Origin of the sequence: Pseudomonas sp. Z4-7, assembly GCF_051131965.1 — a bacterium.
GTDB lineage: Bacteria > Pseudomonadota > Gammaproteobacteria > Pseudomonadales > Pseudomonadaceae > Aquipseudomonas.
The window spans coordinates 4,664,220-4,690,311 of the sequence record NZ_CP071642.1; the positions used below are offsets into that span (position 1 = coordinate 4,664,220).

Below are 26,092 nucleotides of genomic sequence, written 5' to 3' on the forward strand. Positions count from 1 at the left end.
TCCTTAGTGATCGTGGCCGCAGTCAGGGCCATGGACATGGTCGTCATCGCCGATGTCGGCCGGTTCCATTTCCAGTTGCAGGCTGACCAGGTTGGTCGCCAATGGACGCAGCAAGAGGTTGGCGTATTCCGCGTCCCCTTCCTCGACGTCGACGCCGATCAACAGCTGGCCGCGGCCGTCCTGCTGGATCCACAGCTCCTTGCCCTGCCACATCACCGCGACGCGGGTGCAGGAGGTTTCCAGTTGCGTGCCGTCGGTGTCTTCTAGGATCAGCTGCAGGGTATCGCTCATGTCTTTACATTCTCGTCGGGGGATAAGGCAACGCGCCCTGCTTTGACTGTAGTCAGGACGCGCGCGCTTTCAATTGATCTGGAAAGGATAAACCGCGCCAAGTTTAAGGATTTGTGTCAGTTCATCCAGTGCCGACCGGCATTCAAGCAACAATTGCGGGTCCGCCAGGTCGTTTTCGGTCATGCGGTCGCGGTAATGGCGCTCGACCCATTGGGTCAACGACTCATACAGCGGCGCGGTCATGATAACCCCTGGGTTGACGGCCGCCAGTTCGGTTTCGTTAAGCGCCACGCGCAACCTCAGGCAAGCGGGGCCGCCGCCGTTCTGCATGCTTTGCTTGAGATCGAAGACCTTCACTTCGCGAATCACCCCGCCAGACCCCGTCAGGCCTTGCAGGTAGTTCCAGACGCGTTCGTTGCCACGGCATTCTTCCGGGACGATCAACAGCATCGAGCCGTCGGCACGGGACAGCAATTGGCTATTGAACAGGTAGGAACGTACCGCATCATCCACGGTGACCGCCGAACGCGGTACGCACACTGGCTGAAATTTCCCACCGACCTTGGCGATTTTATCGCCCAGCTCGGCCAGCATCCGGTCCGTGTCGAGGAAGGCGTCCTCGTGATAGAACAATACTTCGCCGTTACCGACCGCGATCACGTCGTTGTGGAAGACGCCCTGGTCGATCACCGCCGGGTTCTGTTGGGCGTACACCACGCCCTCCTCGCTCAGGCCGTGCAGGCGGGCAACGGCGCGGGACGCTTCGAGGGTCTGGCGCGCCGGGTATTTCTGTGGCGACGGGTAGCGGCTGTCGAAGGCGCTGCGGCCGAAGACAAAAAACTCGACGCCGGCCTCGCCATAGGCACGGCAGAATCGCGTGTGGTTGGCCGCGCCTTCATCGCCGAACTGCGCCACCGCGGGCAACGCGGCGTGATGGGCGAAGTGCTGCTGGTCGGCGAACATCGCGCCCAACACACGGCTGGTGGTCGGGTGCTCGATGCTGCGGTGGTACTTGCAATTGAGGTTGGCGGCGGTGAAATGCACCCGGCCGTCAGCGGTGTCGGCGCTCGGGCTGACGGTAGCGGCGTTCGCCACCCACATGCTCGAGGCCGAGCAACTGGCGACCAGCAGCGGCATCGCTTCTTTCGCGGCGCGCTGGATGACCTGCGCATCGCTGCCGGCAAAGCCCAGCCGACGCAAAGCCGCCACGTCCGGACGCTCCTGCGGCGCCAGCACGCCCTGCTGGAACCCCATGTCCATCAGCGCCTTCATTTTCGCCAGGCCTTGCAGCGCCGCCTCCTTGGGGTTGGAGGATTGCTGGCTATTGCTCTGGGACGCGACGTTGCCGTACGAGAGCCCGCCGTAGTTATGGGTCGGCCCCACTAGACCGTCAAAGTTGACTTCATAGGATTTCATCAGCGAGGCTCCACGAGAATCTGTTTTTTTATAGACATCGAGTAACAACCGCGGCGCGGCTATCGCGAGCAAGCTCGCTCCCACAGGGTCTTGCACTGTCCTTGTGGGAGCGAGCTTGCTCGCGATTGGGGCTTAAACCATTTTTACGCCAGGCGTCAGGCTGGCCGGCATCACCAAACTTGGTGTCTCCAGCGACGCAACCGGGTACGCGCAGTAATCCGCCGCGTAATAAGCACTGGCGCGGTGATTGCCCGAGGCGCCGATGCCGCCGAATGGCGCGCTGCTGGCGGCGCCGGTCAGTTGTTTGTTCCAGTTGACGATGCCGGCGCGGCTTTGCAGCCAGAACTGGTCGTAACGTTCTTGCGAGTCCGAGAGCAAACCGGCGGCCAGGCCATATTGGGTATTGTTGGCTTCGCTGATCGCGGCGGCGAAATCCTTGTAGCGGATCACCTGCAGCAGTGGCCCGAACAACTCTTCGTCGGGGCGCTCGGTCACGGCGGTGACGTCGAGAATACCCGGGGTCAGCAACGCGGCCTGGGGCTGTGGCTGGGTCATGGCGAGCAGTGGCACGGCGCCCTTGCCCAACAAATGATTTTGCGCATCCATCAGCGCCTTCGCCGCGCCTAAGGAAACCACCGAGCCCATGAACGGCGCCGGTTGCTGGTCAAAGGCGCCGACTTCGATAGTCGAGCTGACCTGCACCAGGCGCGCCAGCAAGGCATCGCCCCAGGCACCCTCCGGCACCAACAGGCGGCGCGCGCAGGTGCAACGCTGGCCGGCGGAAATGAACGCCGACTGGATGATCGTGTACACCGCCGCATCGACGTCGGCCACTTCATCCACCACCAGTGGGTTGTTGCCGCCCATTTCCAGCGCGAGGATCTTGTCCGGACGACCGGAGAATTGCTGATGCAACAGGTTGCCGGTGCGACTGGAACCCGTGAAGAACAGCCCGTCGATGCCCGGATCCGCCGCCAGGGCGATACCGGTTTCCCGCGCACCTTGCAGCAGGTTCAGCACGCCCGCCGGCAGGCCGGCCTCGACCCAGCACTGGACCGTCAGCTCGGCGACTTTCGGGGTCAGCTCGCTCGGTTTGAACAACACGCAGTTACCCGCCAGCAGCGCCGGCACGATGTGCCCGTTGGGCAGATGAGCGGGGAAGTTGTAAGGGCCGAATACCGCCACCACACCGTGGGGCTTGTGCCGCAGCACGGCGGTGGCGTCGCCCAGGGGGCCGCTCTTTTCGCCGGTGCGCTCGCGGTAGCTCTGTACCGAAATCGCCACCTTGTTGATCATGCTGGTGACTTCGGTGGCGGCTTCCCACAGCGGCTTGCCGGTTTCCTCACCGATGCAACGGGCCAATTCATCAGCCTGCGTCTTCAAGGTGCCGGCGAAGGCTTCGAGCACCTGGATGCGTTCATCCAGCGAGCGCCGCGCCCACTCCGGGAACGCCTGGCGCGCCGCCTGCACGGCCGACTCGACCTGCGCCGCCGTGGCGCCCTTGCCCGTCCACAGCACTTGCTGGGTGACCGGGTTCAACGACTCAAAGACGTCGCCCTGGCCTTCCAGCCAGCTTCCCGCGATGTACAGCGATTTCATTATTTCGACTCCCGAGCGGCGGACAACGCCACGGCACGCACCTGGTCGCCGGCGTTGAGTTGAAGACGTTTGGCGGTCAGCGGATCGACCACCAGAGTGCCCGCGGCGAAGCGCGCAGGCGCCGCCGTGATGCGGCAGTCCTGGCACTTGCGGTTATGGATGAGGAACGGCGTGGCGTCATCGCCCGGCGTGCCGATGGCGAGTACCAGCGCCTGGCTGTCGCGAATCGCGCGGATCTTGCTGGTTTCGCATTCAACGGCCGGACCGGCGTCGAAGATGTCGACGTAGCCTTGATAACTGAAGCCTTCGCTCTTGAGCATCGACAGCGCCGGTTCGGTGTCGGGATGAACCTGGCCGATCACGGCCCGGGCATCCTCGGACAGGAAGCAGGTGTACAGCGGGAACTTGGGCATCAATTCGGCAATGAAGGCCTTGTTGCCCACGCCGGTCAGGTAATCGGCCTGGCTGAATTCCATCTTGAAGAAGTGCCGGCCGAGGCTTTCCCAGAACGGCGAACGGCCGTTTTCGTCGGACATGCCGCGCATCTCGGCGATGATCTTGTTGCCGAACAGCTGGGAGAATTCGGCGATAAACAGCAGCCGCGCCTTGGCCAGCATGCGACCGTTCAGGCCGTTGCGGTAGTCGGCGTGCAGGAACAGCGAGCACAGCTCGGAGTTGCCGGTCAGGTCGTTGGCCAGGAACAGCGTCGGGATTTCCCGGTAGATGTTCAACTCCTGGGAAGCGCTGACCGTCAGGCCGACGCGGAAGTTGTACCAGGGCTCACGCAGCCCCACGGCACCGGCAATGGCGGAAATGCCCACCACGCGACCATCGTCGTCTTCGAGCACGAACAGATAGTCCGCGTCACCACGCCCGGCTTCGCCGCGAAAGGTCTTCTCGGCCCAGCCGACCCGATGGGCCAGGCGCTCTTCGTTGGCCGGCAGGGTGGTCAGGCCGGTGCCGGTGCTGCGGGCCAGGGCGATCAGCGCGGGTAAATCGCTGCTGCGTACGGGACGAACGATCATGCTATCTCCTCAAACGGGCCGCTCAAGCCACCCGCGAAAAACTCGTCTGTAAAGCGTTATACGGCTACCAGGCGCACGCTCGCACCCTCGCCGACGCCCAGGGCTTCGGCCGCTTCCATATCCAGTGTCACGGGCTTGCCCGGCGCGTAATCGAGTTCGAGCAGCACGGCGCGGTAATCCTGCAGTTGGGCATTGGCCACCAGGTACTGACGGCCCACGCCCTTGACCGTTTCACCGATCTTGACCGGCACCACGCGGCTCTGGGCGATCGAGCGGATCCCCGAGACACGCGCATGCAAGGTCGGACCGCCGTCGAAGATGTCGATGTAGTGATCGGTCTCGAAACCTTCGCGCATCAGGATATCGAAGGTGATCTGTGCACGCGGGTGGACCTGGCCCATGGCTTCCTGGGCGGCGTCCGGCAACAGCGGCACGTAGATCGGGTAATGCGGCATCAGCTCGGCGAGGAAGGTCCGGCTTTTCAGCCCGCACAGGCGCTCGGCGGCGGCGTAATTGAGGTCGAAGAAGTTGCGACCGATGGCGTCCCAGAACGGTGAATCGCCATTCTCGTCGCTGTAGCCGACGATCTCGGTCACCACCGAATCGGCGAAGCGCTCCGGGTGGCTGGCCACGAACAGCAGGCGTCCGCGGGAGTTGAGCTCCGCCCAGGGCGAGCCGACCAATTCCGGGACCACGTAGAAACTGGTCAACAGGCTGTTGCCGGTCAGGTCGTGGCACTGGGACAGGACGTGAATCTTGTTGTGGATCTTCAGCTCGCGGGAGGCATGGACGAACGTCTCGTTGCGAAAGCTGTAGAACGGCTCGGAATAGCCCGCCGACGCGACGATGGCCGAACAGCCCACCAGCTTGCCGGTGGTGGTGTCTTCGAGGACGAAGAAATAGCTTTCCTCGCCGTTGAAACTGACTTCGGCGGCGAACGAGGCTTCGCTTGCAGCGATCTTGTCGCTCAGGCGTTCCACGTCGTCCGGCAAGGAAGTGACACCGATCGGACTGTCCGCAGCCAGCCGCTGTACCTCGCCCAGGTCAGCCATTTGCGCGGGGCGCATCACCAGCATGGTGTCACTCCTTAACTTGAAATAAACGGTTCGACCGTGAGGCCGATACACAGAGAATAAAAACCGGACACTGAAGTGAACCTCCTGTGGGAGCGAGCCTGCTCGCGAAGCAGACGACTCGATCTGCCTGGCGGACCGAGGCGACTCCATTCGCGAGCAGGCTCGCTCCCACAAAAGCCCGACCCACACCAGGGCCGGTCAAGTCTGGATCAGGCTTGCGTCAGCTTCGCCGCAGCCCGCTCGAAGCGATCCAGGCCGGCGTCGATGTCGGCGTCTTCCACCACCAGGCTCGGGGCGAAACGAATCACGTCCGGGCCGGCTTGCAGAATCATCAGGCCTTCCTGCTCGGCGGCATTGAAAATGTCCTTGGCCTTGCCTTTCCAGGCGTCGTTCAGCACGCAGCCGATCAACAGGCCCAGACCACGGACCTGGGTAAACAGGCCGTATTTCTCGCCGATCTGCTCCAGGCGCGCCTTGAATTTCTGATGCTTGGCTTTGACGCCACCGAGCACTTCAGGCGTGTTGACCACGTCGATCACCGCTTCGGCCACCGCGCAGGCCAGCGGGTTACCGCCATAGGTGGTGCCGTGGGTGCCGACCACCAGGTGCTTGGCCAGCGCTTCGGTGGTGAGCATCGCCGCGATCGGGAAACCACCGCCCAGGCTCTTGGCGCTGGTGAGGATGTCCGGGACGACGCCGTAGTGCATGTAGGCGAACAATTCGCCACTGCGGCCCATGCCGGTCTGCACTTCGTCGAATACCAGCAGCGCATTGTGTGCATCGCACAGCTCGCGGGCGCCTTGCAGGTAAGCCAGATCGCCCGGCAGCACGCCGCCCTCGCCCTGGATCGGCTCCAGCACCACGGCGCAGGTCTTGTCCGAGACTGCTGCTTGCAAAGCTGCAAGGTCGTTATAAGGAACGTGGGTGATGCCGGTGATTTTAGGACCGAAACCGTCGGAGTACTTCGACTGCCCGCCAACGTTGACGGTGAACAGGGTGCGCCCGTGGAAGCTGTTGAGCGCAGCGATGATCTCGTATTTCTCGCTGCCAAACCGATCAAAGCCGACGCGACGGGCCAGCTTGAATGCGGCCTCGTTGGCTTCGGCGCCGGAGTTGCAGAAGAACGCGCGCTCGGCAAAGGTTGCGTCGACCAGCTTGTGGGCCAGGCGCAAGGCCGGTTCGTTGGTGAATACGTTCGACACATGCCACAGCTTGTTGGCCTGCTCGGTCAGGGCTCCGACCAGGGCCGGGTGGGCATGGCCCAGTACGTTGACTGCGATACCGCCAGCAAAATCGATCAGCTCGCGACCGGACTGGTCCCACACGCGGGAACCAGCACCACGCACAGGGATAAAGGCAGCAGGTGCATAGTTGGGAACCATTACCTGGTCGAAATCGGCGCGTTGGACCGCGGCTTGCTCAACGGACATCGGAGTCTCCTGAAGAGGAACACCCGCCTGGAACTGGCGAGCTTGGTGAGGATTGTAAGGACAGTTTTCGGCCCGGCCTTGCCGCCAAGCGACAACTTCTTATAGCGCCAACCCACGATTTTCGCGGGTTTACGCCAATGCGACAAATAGCATCGCAAAGGCGCAGTTTAAACGTTGCCGCCGGGTTTGAGGCAGCGGCATCTACATTTCCCTGCCCAGCCACAACTGTCGTTTGAGAGGCGTTATCTGTGGCGAGGGAGCTTGCTCCCGCTGGGGCGCGCAGCGTCCCCCAGAAAGGCCCCCCAATCAATCTGACACACCGGGGTTACCGTTTGGGTCCGCTTCGCGGCCCAGCGGGAGCAAGCTCCCTCGCCACAGGTAAGTTGCCTTACCACAGGAGCCTTATCTGCCCTAACCCCGTTCGGACGGCACCGACGACAATTCGAACGGGCTGCTGCTGCGCCGCTGGTTGCGATCTTCCCGCGGCGTGGCGCCGAAGAAGTTGCGGTAGGCGCTGGAGAAATGCGGCCCGGAGGAGAAACCGCAGGACAGGCCGATCTGGATGATCGATTTACTGGTCTGCATCAGCATCTGCCGGGCCTTGTTCAGGCGCAGCTCCAGGTAGTACTGGCTGGGCACGCGGTTGAGGTATTGCTTGAAGATTCGCTCCAGCTGCCGACGGGACACGCACACATGCTGGGCGATTTCGTCGGTGGTCAGCGGCTCTTCGATGTTGGCCTCCATCAGCAACACCGCCTGGGTGAGCTTCGGATGACTGGAGCCGAGGCGGTTCTGCAACGGGATGCGCTGGCGCTCGCCGCCTTCGCGAATGCGCTCGACCACCAGTTCCTCCGAGACCGCGCCGGCCAGCTCGGCGCCGTGATCGCGCGCCAGCACCGCCAGCAACAGGTCGAGCACCGACATGCCGCCGCAGGCGCTCAGGCGATCGCGGTCCCAGTCGAACAAATGGCTGGTGGCGATAACCTTGGGAAAACGCTCGGAGAAATCGTCCTGCCAGCGCCAGTGCACGGCGGCCCGGTAACCATCAAGCAAACCCAACTGCGCCAGCGGATAGACACCGGCGGACAAGCCGCCAATGACGCATCCGGCGCGCACCAGTTGCTTGAGCGCGCTGCTCAGCGGCGAGGCCAGCGACGTCGGCGGCTCGTCGGCCAGCAGGAACAGTTTCTGCAGGCCTTCGAGCTTGCCGGCCCAGGGTTCGCCCGGCAGCTGCCAGGCACCCTCGGCCGGCGGCTCGGCGTGCAAAAACGACAGCTCGTAGACCACGTCCGGATGCACTCGCTGCGCAACACGCAAGGCCTCCTCGGCCAGCGCCAGCGTCAACGCTTTAGTGCTGGGCCAAATCAGGAAACCTATTCGATGGGCAGTCATGGCGAGCGATCCGAAGCGAAAACAGTGTTAAAGCCAAAAGCGGCTGCAACCAAATTAGACCATCTGGCGCGCGGTGCGCAGCATGACCCAAATCAGGTGCGTACGGGAGCGATTACTTCAGGCTGCCCGACAGGAATTGTTGCAAGCGCTCCGATTGCGGATTGACCAGCACTTCGCGCGGGTTGCCGCTTTCTTCGACGATGCCTTTGTGCAGGAACACCAATTGGTTCGACACCTCGCGGGCGAAGCCCATCTCGTGAGTCACCACCACCATGGTCCGGCCTTCCAGGGCCAGGGCCTGCATCACCTTGAGCACGTCGCCGACCAGCTCCGGGTCCAGCGCCGAGGTCGGCTCGTCGAACAGCATCACTTCAGGCTCCATCGCCAGCGCCCGGGCAATCGCCACGCGCTGCTGTTCGCCGCCGGACATGTGGCCCGGGTAGGCATCCTTGCGGTGGGCCACGCCGACCTTGTTCAGGTAATGCTCGGCCTTCTCCCGCGCCTCGGCCTTGGCCACGCCCAGCACATGCACTGGCGCTTCGATGATGTTTTCCAGCGCGGTCATGTGCGACCACAGGTTGAAATGCTGGAACACCATCGACAACCGCGAACGCATGCGTTGCAGTTGCTTGGGGTCCGCGGCCTTCATGGCGCCGTCCTTGCCCGCCACCAGCTTCAGCTCTTCGTTGTTGAGCAAAATCTTGCCGGCATGGGGTTGCTCAAGCAGGTTGATGCAACGCAGGAACGTGCTCTTGCCGGAGCCACTGGAGCCGATGATGCTGATCACATCACCGGCGGCGGCTTTCAGGGACACGCCCTTGAGCACTTCATGACTGCCATAGCGTTTATGCAGGTCTTGGACTTCAAGCTTGTACATGCGGTCGGTTCTCACAAAACGTCAGTCGTTGAGCAGTCGATCGGATCGATGCGTTATCAGTGCTTGCGCGGGGCCAGGTAACCCAGCCAGCGGCGCTCGGCCAGTTTGAACAGGCGCACCAGGATGAAGGTCAGGCACAGGTAGAAAACGCCGGCCGTGATGTAGGCCTCGAACGGCAAGTAATACTGAGCATTCACCGTGCGCGCCGCACCCGTGATGTCGATCAGGGTGACGATGGACGCCAGGCTGGTGGTCTGCAGCATCATGATCACTTCGTTGCTGTATTGCGGCAGTGCCCGGCGCAACGCCGACGGCAGCAGGATCCGGCGGTACAGCTTGTAGCGCGACATGCCCATGGCCTTGGCCGCCTCGATCTCGCCGTTAGGCGTGGCCCGCAGGCTGCCGGCGATGATTTCGGCGGTGTAGGCGCTGGTGTTGATGGCGAACGCCAGGCACGCACAGAACGTCGCGCTGGACAGCCATGGCCAGAGGAAGCTCTCGCGCACCACCTGGAACTGCGCCAGCCCGTAGTAGATCAGGAACAGTTGCACCAGCATCGGCGTGCCGCGGATCACGTAGGTGTAGAGCCAGGCCGTCATGTTGACAATCGGCTGCTTGGACACACGCATCAGCCCCAGGGGCAACGCCGCCAACAGGCCGAAGAACAGCGACAGGGCCAGCAGCTTCAAGGTGGTCAGCAGGCCACTGAAGTACAGCGGCAAGGCTTCATAGATGACGTTGTAGTCGAAGATCATAGATCAGCCGCCCTTACGCCTACCGAGTAGCGCTTCTCAAGGTGACGCAATGCCAGCAACGAGACACTGGTGATCACCAGGTACATCGCCGCCACCGCGAGGAAGAAGGTGAAAGGCTCGCGGGTGGCATCCGCCGCCTGCTTGGCCTTGAACATCATGTCTTGCAGGCCCACTACCGAAATCAGCGCGGTGGCCTTGGTCAGTACCAGCCAGTTGTTGGTGAAGCCCGGAATCGCCAGGCGGATCATCTGCGGCACCATCACCCGGAAAAATACCTGGAAGCCGTTCATGCCATACGCCATGCCCGCCTCGGCCTGCCCCTTGGGGATTGCCATGAAGGCGCCGCGAAAGGTCTCGGACAGGTACGCACCGAAGATGAAACCCAGGGTGCCGATACCGGCCGCCAGCGGGTTCAGGTCGATGTAGTCGTCATAGCCGAGCATCGGCGCGACGCGGTTGAGCAAGTCCTGGCCGCCGTAGAAAATCAGCAGGATCAGCACCAGGTCGGGAATGCCGCGGATGACCGTGGAATACAGGTCGCCCAGCCACGCCAGCCAACGCACCGGCGAGAGGCGCAACGCGACACCGATCAGCCCCAGGACGATGGCCAGGGCCATGGACGACAAGGCGAGCTGAAGCGTCAACCATGCGCCATCGAGGATGACAGCCCCGTAGCCTTTCAACATGATTCAGGTCCTCGAAAGTGGGATGAAAAAATGGCGCAAACCGCAGAGATCCTGTTGCTTGCGCCATTTCGCCGCAGTGGCGGGACGTAGTTACTTGCCGTAGATATCGAAGGCGAAGTATTTGTCCTGGATTTGCTTGTACTTGCCGTTCTCGCGAATGGCGGTGATCGCGCTGTTGATCTTGTCTTTCAGCGCATCGCCCTTGCGAACCGCGATACCGATGCCGTCGCCGAAGTATTTCTCGTCGGTGAAGGCCGGGCCGACGAAGGCAAAGCCCTTGCCCGCGTCAGTCTTCAGGAAGCCGTCATCCAGCAGCGTGGCGTCGGCCACGGTGCCATCGAGACGACCGGCGGAAACATCCAGGTAGATTTCGTTCTGCGAACCGTACGGCTTGATCTCGGCACCCAGCGGGGCCAGGACTTCACGGGCGAAACGCTCGTGGATCGAACCACGCTGTACGCCGATGTTCTTGCCCTTGAGCTCGGCCAGGCCGTCGCTCACCTGGGTACCGGCCTTCATCACCAGGCGGGCCGGGGTGTTGTAGTACTTGTTGGTGAAGTCGACGGACTTCTTGCGATCTTCAGTGATCGACATGGACGACAGGATCGCATCGATCTTGCGCACTTTCAGCGCAGGGATCAGGCCGTCGAACTCTTGCTCGACCCACACGCACTTGACCTTCATCTCTTCGCACAGCGCATTGCCGATGTCGTAGTCGAAGCCGACGATGCTGCCATCCGGGGCTTTCGAGGCGAACGGAGGGTAAGCCGCTTCGATACCGATCTTCAGAGGTTTCTCATCGGCGAAAGTCGGCAGGGACAGCACGGACAGTGCCAGGGCGCCAAGCAGCACAAGTTTCTTCATCTTGGGACTCCATCGGTAAAGGGCGAAAACGGCAGAGTGAGCAACAGCCCAATATGCGAATGGGTGAAACGAACTTGCGTCCTAGGAAGCTCACGATTTATTCAACGCGAGCCACGACGAGCGAGTGATCGGCATTCTAACGACAGGCCCGAAGCCGATATTTCTTCAATGCGACAACTAATTACAGAAGCACCGAGAAAGCTGTTCGAGCACATTGACAGCTCCGCAAATTCATGCAAGAGCAAAAGACAGGGAACCGATCCATGCTGCAAATAGCGGGCCCATTATTCGCAAACCCTTCTAATCCGGCAAGCACAGCGTGTCGGCTTGTTTTTCCATCGGTCCGAAACGGCCCTGAAACGGGGCTTTGCGTTTCACTTCGCCCCGTCGTGGCGCCTTCGGTTACACATTTCGAAACACCGGTAACGCTCAGACACCTCCTACTTTAAACGCCGATATTTATTCGAACACCCCACCAGCCACACACCCACCCTGTGGCGAGGGAGCTTGCTCCCGCTGGGCTGCGCAGCAGCCCCAAAAGCCAGGCACCGGGGTCGTTCAGTCATACCGCATTGACCGGTTTACGACTGCTGCGCAGCCGAGCGGGAGCAAGCTCCCTCGCCACAAAGGCGCCCCAAACCCAGGCACCGCGGCTACTGAGCTACACCCCATCGGCCGACCACCCTATCCATTCAAACACCGAACCCGTGGCGAGGGAGCTTGCTCCCGCTGGGCTGCGCAGCGGCCCCCAAACCAGGCACCGCGGTCATTCAGGCATATCGCGCCGGCCGGTTGACGACTGCTGCGCAGCCGAGCGGGAGCAAGCTCCCTCGCCACAAAGGCGCTTGTTCCCGAGCCACATCGCGCGGCGGGCGCGCACAAAAAAGCCCCATCCGGCAAAACTGCCAGGCGGGGCTTTTTGTGTGTTGCAATGAGCGTCAGGCGACGTTCATGGTCTTGTGCGTCTCGATCAGGTGCGCCACCACACCCGGATCGGCCAGAGTGGAGATATCACCCAAGCCGTCGTATTCCGCCGTGGCGATCTTGCGCAGGATGCGGCGCATGATCTTGCCCGAACGGGTTTTCGGCAGCCCCGGCGCCCACTGGATCACGTCCGGCGAGGCAATCGGGCCGATCTCCTTGCGCACCCAGTTCTTCAACTCCAGGCGCAGGGCTTCGCTGGTTTCTTCGCCGGCATTCAAGGTGACGTAGACATAGATGCCCTGCCCCTTGATGTCGTGTGGCACACCCACCACCGCCGCCTCGGCGACTTTCGGGTGAGCAACCATGGCGCTCTCGATCTCGGCGGTGCCCATGCGGTGGCCGGAAACGTTGAGCACGTCGTCCACCCGACCGGTGATCCAGTAGTAGCCGTCCTCATCGCGACGAGCGCCGTCACCGGTGAAGTACATCCCGCTGAAGGTCTTGAAGTAAGTGTCGACAAAACGGTCATGGTCGCCGTACAGCGTACGAGCCTGGCCCGGCCACGAATCGAGGATCACCAGGTTGCCTTCGGCGGCGCCTTCGATCAGGTTGCCGAGGTTGTCCACCAGCGCCGGCACCACGCCAAAGAACGGACGCGTGGCCGAACCCGGCTTCAACGCCGTGGCGCCTGGCAGCGGGCTGATCAGCACGCCACCGGTCTCGGTCTGCCACCAGGTGTCGACGATCGGGCAACGCTCCTTGCCGACGTTCTTGTAGTACCAGTCCCAGGCTTCCGGGTTGATCGGCTCGCCCACCGAACCCAGCAGGCGCAGGCTGCTGCCATCGGCGCCTTCGACGGCGGCAGTGCCCGAGGCCATCATTGCGCGGATCGCGGTCGGCGCGGTGTAGAGAATATTGACCTTGTGCTTGTCGATCACCTTGGCCACTCGGGTGACGTCCGGGTAGTTCGGCACGCCTTCGAACAGCAGCGTGGTCGCGCCATTGGCCAATGGGCCGTAGACGATGTAGCTGTGGCCGGTAACCCAGCCCACGTCGGCGGTGCACCAGTAGATGTCACCGGGCTTGTAGTCGAATACGCGTTCATGGGTCAGCGCCGCGTACAGCAAGTAACCGGCGGTGGTGTGCTGCACGCCCTTGGGCTTGCCGGTGGAACCGGAGGTGTAGAGGATGAACAGCGCTTCCTCGGCGCCCATCTCCTTCGGCGCGCAAACGGTGCCAGCCACTTTCATCAGGTCTTCGTACCAGATGTCACGATGCTGGTTCCACTTGATGTTGCCCGACGTGCGCTTGCACACGATGACTTTCTGGATGCTGCTGGTTTCCGGGTTGGTCAGCGCGTCATCGACGTTGGCCTTGAGCGGGATCTTCTTGCCGGCACGGATGCCTTCGTCGGCGGTGATCACCACCTTGGATTTGCAGTCGATGATGCGGCCGGCCAGGGCTTCCGGCGAGAAGCCGCCGAACACCACCGAGTGGATTGCACCGATCCGGGTGCAGGCCAGCATGGCGACCACGGCCTCGGGAATCATCGGCATGTAGATCGTCACCACGTCGCCGCGGTGCACGTCCTGGCCGCGCAGGGCGTTGGCGAACTTGCAGACTTCTTCATGCAGTTCGCGATAAGTGATGTTGCGGCTCTCGGACGGGTCATCGCCCTCCCAGATGATCGCAACCTGATCCCCGCGCTCTTCCAGATGACGGTCGAGGCAGTTGTAGGAAACGTTCAAGGTGCCATCGGCAAACCACTTGATGTCGACATGGTGATCATCGAACGAGGTCTGTTTCACCGTGGTGAAAGGCTTGATCCAGTCGAGGCGCTTGGCCTGCTCGCGCCAGAAGCCATCGGGGTTGACGACCGACTGCTGGTACATGGCCTTATAGGTCGCCTCGTCAGTCAGCGTACTGGCCGCAACCTCGGGACGAACGGGATACACAGAAGCCGCACTCATCTTTCTTACCTCGGTGACAATAGTTGTTTTTGTATGGTTCCGTTGTAGCTTGGGGCGGGCCTATAGAACCATTCGACGATGGTAGTAACAAGTCCCTACAAAATGTCGGTACTAACCTGCAAATCCGCCTGAAGATATCTTCATGTGGGAGCGAGCCTGCTCGCGAAGGCGTCCTGTGAACCAACATCAATCCAACGGGTAATCACCCGATTATTACCAGATCAACCAACAGTGTTTATCAAAACCAAGTCTGTTTACCCCTCCCCTCGCCTCCTAAAATCAACCCCGCCAACCGGCAAACCCGATTGACGCAACACAGCCCCCACGAAGGCCGTTGATCCAACTTCCAACACTTGCTCCACACGCAGCCCCAAAAAGGCTGCGTGACCCCACTCGACCTCAAGAAAGGTGAAATACAGATGAAAGCTTTATGGGTTCTGGTCCTTGGCAGCCTTTGCGCCACCGCCATGGCGGATGAGGCCCCGACCGATGTCGCACAGCAAAAACCGGCGATCGAGGAGTACACCTATTCCACCCACCTGGACATCGCCAAAGTCATTTCCATGAGCACCATCCCGAATGTCTGCGAAGTGGTCCCGGCAAAAATGGAATATGAAGATTCCAAGGGCCAGCGCCACATCATGCGCTACAGCGTCATGGGCACCGGCTGCTCCAACGGCTGATCACAACTGGCAGTTTCCATGGCCCGATTTCGATCGGGCCTGGTTGTGTCTGGAGCCACCAAAAACCGCCAGCAAACACAACATGTAGTGCAAAACGGCAAAAATCGATCACTTTCTGATCAAAAAAGCCCGCCATCCGATCCAGGCAAAAAAAATCTTCAACGGTCAAAGCCTTGTAAACCCTCGCTCCCATGCGGGTATGCCCCCCGCGACCTCTTCTGTGAGCTATTTCGCCGCACCACGTAGGCAAAAAAGTCCTTATAATGCCGCCTTAAACGGGCCTGCAATATCCCCTTACAGGGATCAAAGCCAACCTGAAGCCTGCGTAACGGCCGACCATGCCGATGCGTGCAAGCCGCTTCAGTACAACCCGTACATTTTTCTGTTTATTGCCTGCGTCAGCTGCTGCAACAAACGACTTTCCAAGATCCACCGCGGCCAGTAGGCCTTTCAATGGGCATCTGGCCCTCACGCAGGAGACGACACGTCATGCTGAGCTGGGACGAATTCGACAAAGAAGACGACGGCGAAGTCGCGGTAAAAGGCGCCAACGCCGGCCACGCTTCTGAAGCCAACATGGACCGCCTCGACAGCGCCGGCGGTGCCGCCGCGCTCGAAGCCCGCGCCGTGACGGCCAGCGACTCGGCCGCGATCATTCGCGCCAAGGCCGCCCTCGACAAACTCGACGTCGCCGAAGGCCTCGCCGAACTCGAAGGCGCCTCCGCCCGTGTCGCCGTCGATGAAAAGCGCATGATCAACTGCCGCGCCGACCTCAACCAGCTCGTGCCTTTCAAATACGACTGGGCCTGGCAGAAGTACCTGGACGGCTGCGCAAACCACTGGATGCCGCAAGAAGTCAACATGACCGCCGACATCGCCCTCTGGAAAAACCCAGAAGGCCTGACCGACGACGAACGCCGCATCGTCATGCGCAACCTGGGCTTCTTCTCCACCGCCGACTCCCTGGTTGCCAACAACCTGGTCCTGGCCGTGTACCGCCTGATCACTAACCCGGAGTGCCGCCAGTACATCCTGCGCCAGGCCTTCGAAGAGGCGATCCACACCCACGCCTACCAGTACTGCATCGAATCGCTGGCCATGGATGAAGGTGAAATCTTCAACATGTACCACGAGATCCCATCGGTCGCGAAAAAAGCCGCCTGGGGCCTGAAATACACCCGTTCGATCTCCGATCCGAAGTTCGAAACCGGCACCCCGGAAACCGACAAAGAGTTGCTGCGCAACCTGATCGCCTACTACTGCGTCCTGGAAGGCATCTTCTTCTACTGCGGCTTCACCCAGATCCTCTCCATGGGCCGCCGCAACAAAATGACCGGCGTCGCCGAGCAGTTCCAGTACATCCTGCGCGACGAATCCATGCACCTGAACTTCGGCATCGACGTGATCAACCAGATCAAGATCGAAAACCCACACCTGTGGGATGCGGAAATGAAGGAAGAAGCAACCCAGATGATCCTGCAAGGGACCCAACTGGAAATCGAATACGCCCGCGACACCATGCCTCGCGGCGTACTGGGCATGAACGCGGCGATGATGGAGGACTACCTCAAGTTCATCGCCAACCGTCGCCTGTCGCAGATTGGTTTGAAGGAAGAGTACCCAGGGACGACCAACCCGTTCCCTTGGATGAGCGAGATCATGGACTTGAAGAAAGAGAAGAATTTCTTTGAGACTCGGGTGATTGAGTATCAGACGGGTGGGGCTTTGAGCTGGGATTGATTTCTAGTCCTCGTTGCACCATCAGCATTTAATTAAAAACCCCGTGAAAACGGGGTTTTTAGTTTTCTAGGGGAGCAAAACTGCGTTTAGCTCTGAGACTGTAACGCTGTCTTTGCCCTACGCAAAACTCAGAATCGTTCCGTATTGACGCCGTATCGCCTCGTTACCTATCTTAGTCGCAGGTGCCTAAGAAACGCCCAACGTAGTAGCTAATCGCCAAGCATAGAACCGCGTACTGTCTAAGGACATTTGCAATTCTGTGTGGAGAAGAAGCTAGTTGGGGTTTCTTACATCCTCTACGTCGGGCTCGCGCCGCTAACCTTCTAACGTAGAGGTCGTCATGCCCACAAAAACGCAGCTCTGTTCTCCGTGCACCTCGGAGACCCATCATGCCTGATGCTTACACTCCGGCGGTTTTCACCCGTCATAGCCTCCATCTTCATGCCCTGCTTCTGGAGAACCAACCTTGGTTCTGCGCTCGCGACCTCGGACGGTTAATGGGTGTGCATCTGAACGACCGCATGGTCACCAAATTGGATGAGGACCAGCGACACGCCCTGCTGATTCGTTATCACGGCCAACCTGAAAAGCGGCTAATGCTCAGCGAGTCCGGCGCGTATGCCCTACTGGTTTATCACTACGCGCCGGGAAATCGCTTGCTGCGTGAATGGCTAACGCATCAAGTCGTACCGGCCCTGCGTGACGCCCAGGCATCAAGCGATACCGAGCGGCCGATGCTGAGTGTTCTGTACTGGCCGGAGATGTCCTTGAGCCTGTTGCATTGGCAAAACGACGGCTGGATTCGACTTCGGGACATGCCATATTTGTTGCTCAATCGGACTTGGGGGCGGTCAGGTACAGCTAAACCTTGGTGGCGTCGGCTGGTGGAGGTATTTCACGTATCCGGACAATCGATGCCCTAGAAACACCGAGACGAAAGCGCGGCTTTTTCTGTAGGAATTTTCGTAGACAACCGTAATGGCCACTCAGTATCGTCCGAGGGTTTTTCAACCCTCGGCGACTGTATGGATACCTCAAAGGAAAAAAGTAACTGGAGCGACGAAGAGCTCGAGGCTTCGGTTGATGCGTACTTGAAGATGTTGGACCGCGAGTTAAACGGCCAGAGCTTCAAGAAGTCGGTGCAAAACCAGCTTTTACGCGACGGGCCGCTGAACAAGCGTAGCCCTGCGTCGATTGAATATCGCATGCAAAATATCTCTGCGGTGCTTGAGCAAATGGAGTTGCGGCGAATTACCGGCTACATGCCCGCCAAGAATATTGGTGCGGGTGTGGCTCAGCGAATCCGCAAGGTGCTTACCAATAAGGTGCTGCCTGGGACGGCCGAGCCTGCTCCAACCGCCGATCATAAGACGTTGATCCGCCGGACCACCAAGCTGCAAAAGAATGGACTCAAGATCGAACCGTTAGGAAACCCGAATCCGCAACAAGTCAGTACAATCACGACGTCTTACGTTCGGGATCCCAAAGTCCGGGCGTGGGTTGCTGAGTTGGCTAAAGGAGTTTGCGAAGGTTGCGGTCAAAACGCACCGTTCGAGGTGGATGGTTTGCCGTTTCTTGAAGTGCATCATGTGAAGCATCTGGCTCAGAACGGGTCGGACAGCATTACTAACGCGGTTGCGCTATGTCCGAATTGCCATCGGCGTTGTCATCTTGCCAGTGATAGAGAGGCATTTACTTTGTCGCTGTATAAGAAGGTTGATCGTTTGGTCGTTGAGTGACAAAACGCTCAGTTGGGTTGGGGCTGCTACGCAGCCCAGCGGGAGCAAGCTCCCTCGCCACGGGTACTGGCGTTAAGGCGACAGGCAAGCATGATCCAGTGAAGATTTCTCCACCTACTCGGTCGCGCCCTTGTCGCCATCCTTGGCCTTCGTACCGAGCTGTGCTGCGGTTTTGCGTTTAGGATTGGCACCGCGAACGGGCATTGGGGAAGTCGTTTTTTGCGGCTTGGGCGGCGGCGTGTAAAGGGTCGTGGCAGACTTCGTCAGCCCCAGGCGCAGCCCGAATTTCCTCAAGATGGCTTCGATGGTGCTAAGGGTTGGATTACCCTTGTCCTTCTCGATCTGGTACAGGGCCTTGGTCGACATCTTGCACATGGCTGCAAAGGTTTCCTGATCCAGGCCAGTCACCTCAAGCCGTAGCCGGCGAATAGCGGTTCCCAGGGTTTCGATCCCCGTCACATGCTGCATGACGATGTTGTCAATGAGCTCCCTGCGCCGTTCGTTGGTGTTCTCTTTCATCGCAGCCCCCATGCAACCAGGCGCTTATCCAAATTGTTCAGCGGAATAGACTGAGCGAGCCTCACTTCATCAGGAAGATCGACCAGCAGATCCGGTAACGCTCTGAATGTCTCGGCGGCTCCGAGCAGACGCTCAAAGAGCACGTCAGGGCTGACCAAGTCTTGGAAGCCACTGCAGATCACTTCCCAGTTTGGACTTCCCATATGCTCGGCCTTCCATTTGGTTACCCGAGTGACGCCTTCCGGATCGAGAACCATCGGTGCAAGATCATAGATCGGCGCCAGTTCGAATTTGTCCCGATACCTGAAGATGGCCGTGTTGCGCCCATGGTTGTCCGAATTCCCCAGGATACGATTCAACAGATCACGGCGGAGGTATTCAAATAACAGTTCCTCAAGCTCACCTTCCTGCCCATTCGTACGCCACAGATGGATCAGTCGGCTGAGCACATCCTCATGATTCATTCTCGAACCAGGCTCAGTGTTCTCACACACTGAATAAATCGACTCGATCGGAATCCTCTCTACCACCCCGTTGGCGACTCGCCGATCAAAGCGTGGCATCCACAGGCTTGGCTTATCGGCTTCCTCAAGTACCAGTTCATTTGTAGATATGGTGCTCAAACCGAGTTGGGAGATCGCTTTGTAGTAGTGGTACTCGGCCCTAAGGATGTTCTTGTCGCGCTCAGTAGCTTGGTTGCGAGCAAATTTCACCAACCAATGGCGACGCGCAAGCTCATCAGAAAGCATCGCGTCGGCATAAAGAGCGCCATTCTCATCCTCGACCATAATCAGCTTCGGAGCTTCCCCCTGAGCCCCCGTAGCACCGCCTAACGCAGCACCAGACTCATAGGCGTATTCGAGAAAATCATTGGTTCGGCTTACGACTTCTTTGCGCGCAAAGGCCTCCTTTCGAGTTTGATCGATATGCTCAAAAGACTCCTTTACCCGTAAATGTCCAATGGGTGAAGGCGTGCAGCGACTCAGGAGGAAAAAGCTCATGTCCATGCCGTCAGGCTTATCCCCACCGAATCGTTTTTGCAGAGATTTACGAGCAGCACCGGCCGGTATGATGTCGTAGACAAATGGCGGATAGCCTTTGCTATCGATAGCGTCCCAGCTCAGCGGAAGGTTTACGCTGATGGCGGGTTCAAACGCCGTATCCAGCCTATGGATGAAATGGAGCAAATAATGCTGGTCATAAGCTACGCTGCATCGCGACTCTTCAACCTTCTGAGCGTTCGACACAGTGAAGACCACAGCATCGTGCCACCGGCCGTCAACGTAAGTCTGGATCGTAAGGTGCTCTGACATTTCCATCAACCGGAACTATGATGCCGGTTAGTCTCGTTCAAATTCCATATACCAGCAATATAATTCCGATTACCGGCAGGGCCCTACGCACAATCGGTATTATGATGCCGACTCCGCTTACCCCTGGACTGCAGAACGAGGGCCGCTCCGCAGCCCAGCGGGAGCAAGCTCCCGCGCCACGGGTTTCGGGGCATCGGCGGATGGCAGGCTTGATGACCGGGTTCGGGATAGGGCATCGCGAGCAGGCTCGCTCCCACAGAGGTTTGTGGTGCGTTGAAACTTTGGGTGCAGCCCGCCGCGTCCTTCGGTATTAATACACTTCCTCTCACGGACCCGAGCCTCGATGAAATTCGACACCGCCTACTGCCTCAGCCTTGATACCAAGCTTTCGATCTATGACGTTCGGGATCTGAATTTCGACGAGACCATGGCCTTCGATTCGGCCAAGGAGCGCTTTCAGTGCCCCAACGATGCCTGTCGGGCGGCGTTTGATGAGGAGAATCGGCTGACGACGCTCAACGCCAAGAACGTCAATTACATCCGCACGCCGCATTTCAAGAATCAGCCTACGACCCGGCATATCGAGGGCTGTCCTTATGTCAGTCCGAAAACGCCGGGGCTGGATGTAGAAAGTGGCGAGGCGGAAACGGATGACCACCGCGAGGAGCATTTTCCGTCGGAGCTGTTGCTGACTCGGCGTCAGTATGTGCGTAAGCCGTCCGAGCCATCGAAGGATGTTGACGCGACTCGGCCTACGCCTCCTTCCTTATCTTCCCACGGTGATAACGCTCATTCCGCTCAGGACTCGACACCGGACAAGACCAGTGTCTTCGCCCATCCGGTGGAGTGTTTCGTCTCGAATTTCGCGGACAAGGATTTGCTCAAGCGCATGCCGCTGAAGATTGGCGAGCACACGGCGCCCTATGGATCGTTCTTCAAGAAGATCGAGTACCTGCAGGACAACAAGGGCTTGATTTACTGGGGCAAGATCAAGGAGATCAAGGATTACACGCTGAGCTTTCGCATCGATTTCGAAGCAAAGGTCTGGTTCAAGCAGCCGGACGAGACGAAGAAGAAGCCTTACTCGGTCAACGTTTACCTGAGCAAGAAGCTCATCGACAACTACCGCAAGCGCAAGGCATTCCTGGCAGAGATCAAGCACGCCATCGACAGTGACGCGCCATTGTATTGCTTCTTTTATGGCGTGACGCCGGAGTTGAAGCAGGTGCCGAGCAAGAAGAACCCCGAAGAAACGTTCGGGGTGTTCAGTGCCAATATCGAGAACCTGGATCACTTCATTGTTCGGGAGGCGCCGGGGTTGGCTGAAGACTGATCCGGTTCCAGGCCCACACAGACCTGCGGGTCAGCTTGGATGATGCCGTCTTTTCGCATACTGGTCCTGCGGCTCGGTCTCTTCGCCCCAATCCAGTTCATAAGGCTGACGAACCACGATACTCATTCCACGTAGCGTTTCCTCGCTCAAGGCGGACAACTCAGCCTCGGTCAACAAGTCGTGCATGACCATAAGCGCCAAGCACATTCGTGCGCTTGACCGACTGAAATGGTTAAAGGCGTTGGCAAGGTCTTTGTCGCGGTCACGAATCAGCCTATAGAGCTTCAGATATCGTGCGTGTGCCGAAAGCCCTCCCGCTCGCTTATCGTCGTGGCGACAGTCAGCACGCCTTGGCAAAAACGTTCCAGTGCCAAGTCGCGCAGCCCTTTGAATATTTTCCAGTCTTTCTCTGGGATAGGCATATGCATAAACGACTCCTCTCAACCAGGCGGGGGTGAACCTACACCCTGTTGCATGTTCATCGCCCAATTCTAACCACTGAACATCCCGATCAGCACCAACATCAACAATCCCACATACACCCGCGCATGAACCTCATCCGGTATCCGCCCGATCCACGGCGTTGCCAGACGGATACCCAGTAGCGCGCCAAGTGTGAGCACAGCGAAAGCCATCAAGTCGACGTAACCGACAAACCATGGCCCTAAATCAAACTCGGTAAACCCGGCCATGACCATGTAGGTCAGCGTGCCAACCACCGCAACCGGCAAACTCAACGGGTTAGCCATGGACGTCGCGCGGGACATGTTCAGCCCGCAACGGCGCAGTAACGGCACCGTCATGACGCTACCACCCACGCCCAGGAAAGTGGCGATGGTGCCGATGCTGATCCCGCCCGCCGAGACCTCTGCCCTGCCCAATCGCCGTGGGATCACAGCGTCAGACGGTGTCAGAAAACCACGTCTGAACAAGCAGTCCAGTATGGTCACGCCCAAATAAACGATGAACGCATACCGAATGACTTCGCTGCTCGCCCACATCGCGGCAACGGCGCCGACGACAGCGCCCAGGCCGATGAAGCCGCCCAACGGCCATACATAATGGCGAATGATGTTGCCAACGCGGTGATGCTTCACGGTGGCGATCAGTGCGTTGACGATCATCACGCAGGTCGAGGTGGCCACGGCAATGTGCATCGCCGATTGGCCGACTGGGTCGTCGGCACCGTGGCTGGCGGTAAGCATGCGGTACAGCAAGGGCACCACGACGAAGCCGCCGCCGAAGCCGAACAGCACGGCGGTGACGCCACTCAGGCAGCCGAAACAGGCAAGCAATACATAGAACATCGAGACGAATCCGGGGAATGAAAAGGCCTTCACCATAGGGACGCGACGCTTGGCCCGCTGTAGCAAACAAGCCAATAATGTTCGCGTTTACGCCAATCGTGGATGCCCCGCCAATGCGCAACAGTTCGATCGATTTATTGGATGCGACACCCAGGGCCGTCGTGGCCATCGGCACCGATTACGCTCACGGGCAAGTGCTGCCGTTGCATCGCCATCGCCGCGCGCAGTTGCTCTATGGCGCCACCGGGGTGATGCAGGTCAGCACGGCGGACGGCAATTGGGTGGTGCCGCCGCAACGGGCGGTGTGGATTCCGCCGGGGGTCGATCATGAAGTGCTGATGCTGGGCGTGAGCACCCGCAGCCTGTACATCGAACCAGCCGCGGTAACGACCATGGACATGCGATGCCAGGTCATCAGTGTGTCGCCCCTCATGCGCCAGTTGCTGATGGAGGCCGTCGAGCTTGCGCCGGACTACGACGAGGCTGGTCGGGACGGGGCGTTGATTCATCTGCTGCTACACGAGTTGCTGCGCAGCACCCACCTGCCACTGCACCTTCCGCTGCCCAAGGATCCTCGCCTGCTCGGCCTGTGCCAGGCGTTCCTGGAACACCCCGACGCCCATGCCTCGCCCGTGGAGTGGGCGGCGCAATTGCATATCAGCCTGCGCTCATTCAATCGCCTGTTCAGTCGGCAGACCACGCTGAGTTTCAGCCAGTGGCGGCAGCAGGCGTGTGTGATGTCGGCGTTGGCCCGCCTGGCGGAAGGGAACTCAGTGACGCGCATCGCCCTGGATCTGGGCTACGACAGCCCCGCTGCATTCTCCACCATGTTTCGCCGGGTACTGGGTCACGCGCCGAGCGCCTGGCTGGAGAAGACCGCCGGTCATTGATCAAAAAAATGGGATTGATCGGGATTCAAAACAACTGTACAAAAACACAGTATTTTTGAATTCACAGCTTTGGAGCATCCCATGGCCTCTCTCGCAATCAAAACCACCCTGGAACGCATCGCCGTCTATCAATTCACCCCTGCCCACAGCGCACAGGCCCGAGCCATGCTGGGGTGGAGTGTCGAAGAGCTGTCCCATGAATCCGGGGTCTCGGTCCAGGCCATCCGACGTTTCGAGGCGGGCGGCGAGTTGCTCGATGTCACCCGCCTGGCCCTGGCGTTTCGCCTGGAGGCCGAGGGCCTGGTGTTCTTCCCCGGCTTCGCACCGGGGCGAGGCATGAACATCAAGGGCGCGACACCGGACCCGATGGGGCGGTCCGATTATGCAATGATCGAATAAAATCTACAGTGCTGGCGCTAGGCGATACCGGCCCGGTCCTGGTACGCCGAGGGTTCCACGTCCAGCCACCAGGCGCGACCCCGTTGCGGTTGCGCCAGGTTGAAGGCCTCGCCCATTTGTGGCGTGGTGATGCTGACGTTGCGCTCCCAGGCCAGGGCCAGGATGCGGTCGAAAGGCTCATACCAAGCGTGCATCGCCAGGTCGAACGTGCCGTTGTGGATCGGCAGCAGCCAGCGGCCCTTCAGGTCGATATGTGCTTGCAGGGTCTGCTCCGGCTGCATGTGGACGTGGGGCCAGTCGACGTTATAGGCGCCGGTTTCCATCAGCGTCAGGTCAAAGGGGCCGTATTGCTCGCCGATGCGTTTGAAACCGTCGAAGTAACCGGTGTCGCCACTGAAGAAGATCCGCGTGGCGCCGTCGATCATGACCCAGGACGACCATAAGGTGCTGTTGCTGTCGAACAGGCCGCGTCCGGAAAAGTGCTGGGATGGCGTAGCGATGAACTCGATACCGGCCACCTCGGTGCCTTGCCACCAATCCAGCTGACGCACCTTGCTGGCATCGACGCCCCATTTGATCAGGGTGTCGCCCACGCCAAGGGGCGCGAGGAAGTGCCGAGTCTTCGCCGCCAGCTTGAGGATGGCCTGATAATCGAGGTGGTCGTAATGATCGTGGGACAGGATCACCGCTTCGATCGGCGGCAATTCTTCCAGGCTGATGGGCGGCTGGTGAAAACGCTTCGGACCGGCCCACTGCACGGGTGAGGCACGCTCGGCGAACACCGGGTCGGTCAGCCAGAACTTGTCTCTCAGCTTGAGCAACACCGTGGAATGGCCAAGGCGGAAGACGCTGTGGTTCGGTGCGGCCAGCAGAAAGTCCCGGGTCAGCGGCTTGACCTCGATGGTGCCTGCGGGCCGTGTGGTTCGCGGCTTGTGAAAAATCATGTTCCAGATGACGCGCAGGGTCGTACCGAATCCTTCGCGCGGAGTGAAGGCATGATTGCGAAACTTGCCTTGCTCATGCCGTGATGAGGGGTTGTCGGTGCGAAACGAGGGAGTGGTCATGGTGCGATAACTCCAAGGGCGTCAACGCAGATGCGCTTCGCCGTCGTGGGACGCTGGATGGCCGCTGCATACACGCTCAGCCGTTTGGCAAATAAATTACACCGCACGGTGTAGTTTCTAGATTGCATGAATCCCGGGAGCAAGTAAACTTCCGAGTGTAAGTTCTCCCTTTCCAGCCGACGATTGCCCATGACCGTACCGCAGCGCCTTACCGAGCGAAAACGCGAAGCTATCCTCCAGGCCGCGATTGCCGAATTCCGCAGCAGCGGCTTCGAGATCACCAGCATGGACAAGATCGCGGCGACCGCGGGGGTGTCCAAGCGCACGGTGTATAACCACTTCCCAAGCAAGGAAGAGCTGTTCGCCGAGATTCTCAATCGGTTGTGGAACAGCATCACGGCGGAACAGCTCACGCCCTACAATTCGCAAACACCACTGCGCGATCAGCTGCGAACGCTGCTCCACGCCAAACTGCAGATGCTGGCCGACGAGAATTTCCTCGACCTGGCGCGCATCGCCATCGCCGCTACGATTCATTCCCCCGAGCGGGCCCAGGACATGGTTGCGCGCATGGGCGAGCGTGAAGAAGGCCTGACCGTCTGGGTTCGCATGGCCCAGGCCGATGGCCGGCTGAAACCCGTCGACCCGGCATTTGCGGCCCAGCAGATGCACGGGCTGATCAAGACGTTCGCTTTCTGGCCGCAGATTTCCATGGGCCAACCAAGCCTGGCGCCCCATGAACAGGCGCGGGTGATCGAATCGGCACTGGACATGTTCCTCGCCTGCTACCAGCGCTGAAC

26 protein-coding genes are annotated in these 26,092 nt (G+C 59.8%); 8 read left to right on the forward strand and 18 right to left on the reverse strand.

Annotation, left to right across the window (positions count from 1 at the left end; all coding sequences use genetic code 11):
* Positions 1-3: 3 nt before the first annotated feature.
* The 12 genes from J3P91_RS20795 to acs all read right to left on the reverse strand — a co-directional run bounded on the left by J3P91_RS20795 (position 4) and on the right by acs (position 14,305).
* Positions 4-291 carry a topoisomerase II gene (locus J3P91_RS20795; RefSeq protein ID WP_305499345.1) on the reverse strand — a complete coding sequence of 96 codons (288 nt, stop codon included), beginning with the start codon at positions 289-291 and terminating at the stop codon, positions 4-6.
* A 69-nt stretch (positions 292-360) separates the two neighbouring features.
* Positions 361-1,707 carry an N-succinylarginine dihydrolase gene (astB, locus tag J3P91_RS20800; protein ID WP_434601605.1) on the reverse strand — a complete coding sequence of 449 codons (1,347 nt, stop codon included), beginning with the start codon at positions 1,705-1,707 and terminating at the stop codon, positions 361-363.
* A 132-nt stretch (positions 1,708-1,839) separates the two neighbouring features.
* Positions 1,840-3,309 carry a succinylglutamate-semialdehyde dehydrogenase gene (gene astD / locus J3P91_RS20805; protein WP_434605195.1) on the reverse strand — a complete coding sequence of 490 codons (1,470 nt, stop codon included), beginning with the start codon at positions 3,307-3,309 and terminating at the stop codon, positions 1,840-1,842.
* Positions 3,306-4,331, reverse strand: a complete 1,026-nt coding sequence (gene astA / locus J3P91_RS20810; protein WP_434572350.1) for an arginine N-succinyltransferase — start codon at positions 4,329-4,331, stop codon at positions 3,306-3,308. Before astA ends, astD begins: the two co-directional genes overlap by 4 nt.
* A gap of 56 nt (positions 4,332-4,387) precedes the next feature.
* Positions 4,388-5,407: an arginine/ornithine succinyltransferase subunit alpha gene (gene aruF / locus J3P91_RS20815; protein ID WP_434572348.1), complete on the reverse strand. Its 1,020-nt coding sequence runs from the start codon at positions 5,405-5,407 to the stop codon at positions 4,388-4,390.
* Between the two features lie 209 nt (positions 5,408-5,616).
* Positions 5,617-6,837 carry an aspartate aminotransferase family protein gene (locus J3P91_RS20820; protein WP_305499337.1) on the reverse strand — a complete coding sequence of 407 codons (1,221 nt, stop codon included), beginning with the start codon at positions 6,835-6,837 and terminating at the stop codon, positions 5,617-5,619.
* A 411-nt stretch (positions 6,838-7,248) separates the two neighbouring features.
* Positions 7,249-8,229: a GlxA family transcriptional regulator gene (locus J3P91_RS20825; protein WP_305499333.1), complete on the reverse strand. Its 981-nt coding sequence runs from the start codon at positions 8,227-8,229 to the stop codon at positions 7,249-7,251.
* A 112-nt stretch (positions 8,230-8,341) separates the two neighbouring features.
* Complete coding sequence (locus J3P91_RS20830) at positions 8,342-9,106, reverse strand: ABC transporter ATP-binding protein (RefSeq protein ID WP_434601606.1); 765 nt, start codon at positions 9,104-9,106, stop codon at positions 8,342-8,344.
* 56 nt (positions 9,107-9,162) lie between these two features.
* The gene (locus tag J3P91_RS20835; protein ID WP_434572342.1) at positions 9,163-9,861 is read right to left on the reverse strand and encodes an ABC transporter permease; all 699 of its coding nucleotides are present in this window, start codon (positions 9,859-9,861) and stop codon (positions 9,163-9,165) included.
* A complete protein-coding gene (locus J3P91_RS20840) occupies positions 9,858-10,547 on the reverse strand; it encodes an ABC transporter permease (RefSeq protein ID WP_215008046.1) in 690 nt (229 codons plus the stop codon). Before J3P91_RS20840 ends, J3P91_RS20835 begins: the two co-directional genes overlap by 4 nt.
* Before the next feature lie 90 nt (positions 10,548-10,637).
* Positions 10,638-11,411, reverse strand: a complete 774-nt coding sequence (locus tag J3P91_RS20845; protein WP_305499327.1) for an ABC transporter substrate-binding protein — start codon at positions 11,409-11,411, stop codon at positions 10,638-10,640.
* Between the two features lie 938 nt (positions 11,412-12,349).
* Entirely contained in the window at positions 12,350-14,305 is a 1,956-nt protein-coding gene (acs, locus tag J3P91_RS20850; RefSeq protein WP_434601607.1) for an acetate--CoA ligase, read from the reverse strand.
* A gap of 419 nt (positions 14,306-14,724) precedes the next feature.
* Between acs and J3P91_RS20855 the strand changes: the two genes are divergently transcribed.
* The 4 genes from J3P91_RS20855 to J3P91_RS20870 all read left to right on the forward strand — a co-directional run bounded on the left by J3P91_RS20855 (position 14,725) and on the right by J3P91_RS20870 (position 18,467).
* Positions 14,725-14,988: a DUF2790 domain-containing protein gene (locus tag J3P91_RS20855; RefSeq protein ID WP_305499325.1), complete on the forward strand. Its 264-nt coding sequence runs from the start codon at positions 14,725-14,727 to the stop codon at positions 14,986-14,988.
* 489 nt (positions 14,989-15,477) lie between these two features.
* A complete protein-coding gene (locus J3P91_RS20860) occupies positions 15,478-16,728 on the forward strand; it encodes a ribonucleotide-diphosphate reductase subunit beta (protein ID WP_305499322.1) in 1,251 nt (416 codons plus the stop codon).
* Positions 16,729-17,117: 389 nt separating this feature from the next.
* Positions 17,118-17,651 (forward strand): BRO-N domain-containing protein, encoded by a 534-nt coding sequence (locus J3P91_RS20865; RefSeq protein ID WP_434601608.1) that lies wholly within the window; start codon positions 17,118-17,120, stop codon positions 17,649-17,651.
* A 102-nt stretch (positions 17,652-17,753) separates the two neighbouring features.
* Positions 17,754-18,467: an HNH endonuclease gene (locus J3P91_RS20870; protein ID WP_434601609.1), complete on the forward strand. Its 714-nt coding sequence runs from the start codon at positions 17,754-17,756 to the stop codon at positions 18,465-18,467.
* A gap of 114 nt (positions 18,468-18,581) precedes the next feature.
* Here J3P91_RS20870 and J3P91_RS20875 read toward each other — a convergent pair whose 3' ends face one another.
* Entirely contained in the window at positions 18,582-18,986 is a 405-nt protein-coding gene (locus J3P91_RS20875; protein ID WP_434601610.1) for a helix-turn-helix domain-containing protein, read from the reverse strand.
* Positions 18,983-20,299, reverse strand: coding sequence for a HipA domain-containing protein (locus tag J3P91_RS20880; protein ID WP_434601611.1), 1,317 nt, complete (start codon positions 20,297-20,299; stop codon positions 18,983-18,985). Before J3P91_RS20880 ends, J3P91_RS20875 begins: the two co-directional genes overlap by 4 nt.
* Positions 20,300-20,642: 343 nt before the next feature.
* Here J3P91_RS20880 and J3P91_RS20885 point away from each other — a divergent pair, with 343 nt between their 5' ends.
* Positions 20,643-21,632 carry a hypothetical protein gene (locus tag J3P91_RS20885; protein ID WP_434601612.1) on the forward strand — a complete coding sequence of 330 codons (990 nt, stop codon included), beginning with the start codon at positions 20,643-20,645 and terminating at the stop codon, positions 21,630-21,632.
* A 30-nt stretch (positions 21,633-21,662) separates the two neighbouring features.
* On the opposite strand, the gene J3P91_RS20890 is transcribed toward J3P91_RS20885, so the two are convergent.
* From J3P91_RS20890 to J3P91_RS20900, 3 genes are all read right to left on the reverse strand, one after another.
* Complete coding sequence (locus tag J3P91_RS20890) at positions 21,663-21,818, reverse strand: hypothetical protein (protein ID WP_434601613.1); 156 nt, start codon at positions 21,816-21,818, stop codon at positions 21,663-21,665.
* Positions 21,819-21,916: 98 nt separating this feature from the next.
* On the reverse strand, positions 21,917-22,060 hold the full coding sequence (locus tag J3P91_RS20895; protein WP_434601614.1) for a hypothetical protein: 144 nt from the start codon (positions 22,058-22,060) through the stop codon (positions 21,917-21,919).
* A 63-nt stretch (positions 22,061-22,123) separates the two neighbouring features.
* Positions 22,124-22,939 carry a sulfite exporter TauE/SafE family protein gene (locus tag J3P91_RS20900; RefSeq protein ID WP_434601615.1) on the reverse strand — a complete coding sequence of 272 codons (816 nt, stop codon included), beginning with the start codon at positions 22,937-22,939 and terminating at the stop codon, positions 22,124-22,126.
* 113 nt (positions 22,940-23,052) lie between these two features.
* On the opposite strand from J3P91_RS20900, the gene J3P91_RS20905 reads away from it, so the two are divergent.
* Both J3P91_RS20905 and J3P91_RS20910 read left to right on the forward strand, forming a co-directional pair.
* A complete protein-coding gene (locus tag J3P91_RS20905; protein WP_434601616.1) occupies positions 23,053-23,829 on the forward strand; it encodes an AraC family transcriptional regulator in 777 nt (258 codons plus the stop codon).
* Between the two features lie 81 nt (positions 23,830-23,910).
* Positions 23,911-24,228, forward strand: coding sequence for a helix-turn-helix domain-containing protein (locus tag J3P91_RS20910; RefSeq protein WP_434601617.1), 318 nt, complete (start codon positions 23,911-23,913; stop codon positions 24,226-24,228).
* 17 nt (positions 24,229-24,245) lie between these two features.
* On the opposite strand, the gene J3P91_RS20915 is transcribed toward J3P91_RS20910, so the two are convergent.
* Positions 24,246-25,292 carry an MBL fold metallo-hydrolase gene (locus J3P91_RS20915; RefSeq protein ID WP_434601618.1) on the reverse strand — a complete coding sequence of 349 codons (1,047 nt, stop codon included), beginning with the start codon at positions 25,290-25,292 and terminating at the stop codon, positions 24,246-24,248.
* 189 nt (positions 25,293-25,481) lie between these two features.
* On the opposite strand from J3P91_RS20915, the gene J3P91_RS20920 reads away from it, so the two are divergent.
* Positions 25,482-26,090, forward strand: coding sequence for a TetR/AcrR family transcriptional regulator (locus J3P91_RS20920; protein ID WP_434601619.1), 609 nt, complete (start codon positions 25,482-25,484; stop codon positions 26,088-26,090).
* Positions 26,091-26,092 lie beyond the last annotated feature (2 nt).

Bases quoted from the DNA above. Each gene is read 5' to 3' on its own strand.
- J3P91_RS20915 (WP_434601618.1), bottom strand. From the start codon at position 25,292: ATGACCACTCCCTCGTTTCGCACCGACAACCCCTCATCACGGCATGAG.
- J3P91_RS20870 (WP_434601609.1), top strand. From the start codon at position 17,754: ATGGATACCTCAAAGGAAAAAAGTAACTGGAGCGACGAAGAGCTCGAG.
- J3P91_RS20795 (WP_305499345.1), bottom strand. From the start codon at position 291: ATGAGCGATACCCTGCAGCTGATCCTAGAAGACACCGACGGCACGCAA.
- J3P91_RS20905 (WP_434601616.1), top strand. From the start codon at position 23,053: ATGCGCAACAGTTCGATCGATTTATTGGATGCGACACCCAGGGCCGTC.
- J3P91_RS20830 (WP_434601606.1), bottom strand. From the start codon at position 9,106: ATGTACAAGCTTGAAGTCCAAGACCTGCATAAACGCTATGGCAGTCAT.
- J3P91_RS20845 (WP_305499327.1), bottom strand. From the start codon at position 11,411: ATGAAGAAACTTGTGCTGCTTGGCGCCCTGGCACTGTCCGTGCTGTCC.
- J3P91_RS20855 (WP_305499325.1), top strand. From the start codon at position 14,725: ATGAAAGCTTTATGGGTTCTGGTCCTTGGCAGCCTTTGCGCCACCGCC.
- J3P91_RS20895 (WP_434601614.1), bottom strand. From the start codon at position 22,060: ATGCATATGCCTATCCCAGAGAAAGACTGGAAAATATTCAAAGGGCTG.
- astB (WP_434601605.1), bottom strand. From the start codon at position 1,707: ATGAAATCCTATGAAGTCAACTTTGACGGTCTAGTGGGGCCGACCCAT.
- J3P91_RS20825 (WP_305499333.1), bottom strand. From the start codon at position 8,229: ATGACTGCCCATCGAATAGGTTTCCTGATTTGGCCCAGCACTAAAGCG.
- J3P91_RS20890 (WP_434601613.1), bottom strand. From the start codon at position 21,818: ATGCACGACTTGTTGACCGAGGCTGAGTTGTCCGCCTTGAGCGAGGAA.
- J3P91_RS20875 (WP_434601610.1), bottom strand. From the start codon at position 18,986: ATGAAAGAGAACACCAACGAACGGCGCAGGGAGCTCATTGACAACATC.
- J3P91_RS20910 (WP_434601617.1), top strand. From the start codon at position 23,911: ATGGCCTCTCTCGCAATCAAAACCACCCTGGAACGCATCGCCGTCTAT.
- acs (WP_434601607.1), bottom strand. From the start codon at position 14,305: ATGAGTGCGGCTTCTGTGTATCCCGTTCGTCCCGAGGTTGCGGCCAGT.
- astA (WP_434572350.1), bottom strand. From the start codon at position 4,331: ATGATCGTTCGTCCCGTACGCAGCAGCGATTTACCCGCGCTGATCGCC.
- J3P91_RS20900 (WP_434601615.1), bottom strand. From the start codon at position 22,939: ATGTTCTATGTATTGCTTGCCTGTTTCGGCTGCCTGAGTGGCGTCACC.
- J3P91_RS20860 (WP_305499322.1), top strand. From the start codon at position 15,478: ATGCTGAGCTGGGACGAATTCGACAAAGAAGACGACGGCGAAGTCGCG.
- J3P91_RS20865 (WP_434601608.1), top strand. From the start codon at position 17,118: ATGCCTGATGCTTACACTCCGGCGGTTTTCACCCGTCATAGCCTCCAT.
- J3P91_RS20880 (WP_434601611.1), bottom strand. From the start codon at position 20,299: ATGTCAGAGCACCTTACGATCCAGACTTACGTTGACGGCCGGTGGCAC.
- J3P91_RS20885 (WP_434601612.1), top strand. From the start codon at position 20,643: ATGAAATTCGACACCGCCTACTGCCTCAGCCTTGATACCAAGCTTTCG.
- J3P91_RS20835 (WP_434572342.1), bottom strand. From the start codon at position 9,861: ATGATCTTCGACTACAACGTCATCTATGAAGCCTTGCCGCTGTACTTC.
- J3P91_RS20820 (WP_305499337.1), bottom strand. From the start codon at position 6,837: ATGTCCGTTGAGCAAGCCGCGGTCCAACGCGCCGATTTCGACCAGGTA.
- J3P91_RS20920 (WP_434601619.1), top strand. From the start codon at position 25,482: ATGACCGTACCGCAGCGCCTTACCGAGCGAAAACGCGAAGCTATCCTC.
- aruF (WP_434572348.1), bottom strand. From the start codon at position 5,407: ATGCTGGTGATGCGCCCCGCGCAAATGGCTGACCTGGGCGAGGTACAG.
- J3P91_RS20840 (WP_215008046.1), bottom strand. From the start codon at position 10,547: ATGTTGAAAGGCTACGGGGCTGTCATCCTCGATGGCGCATGGTTGACG.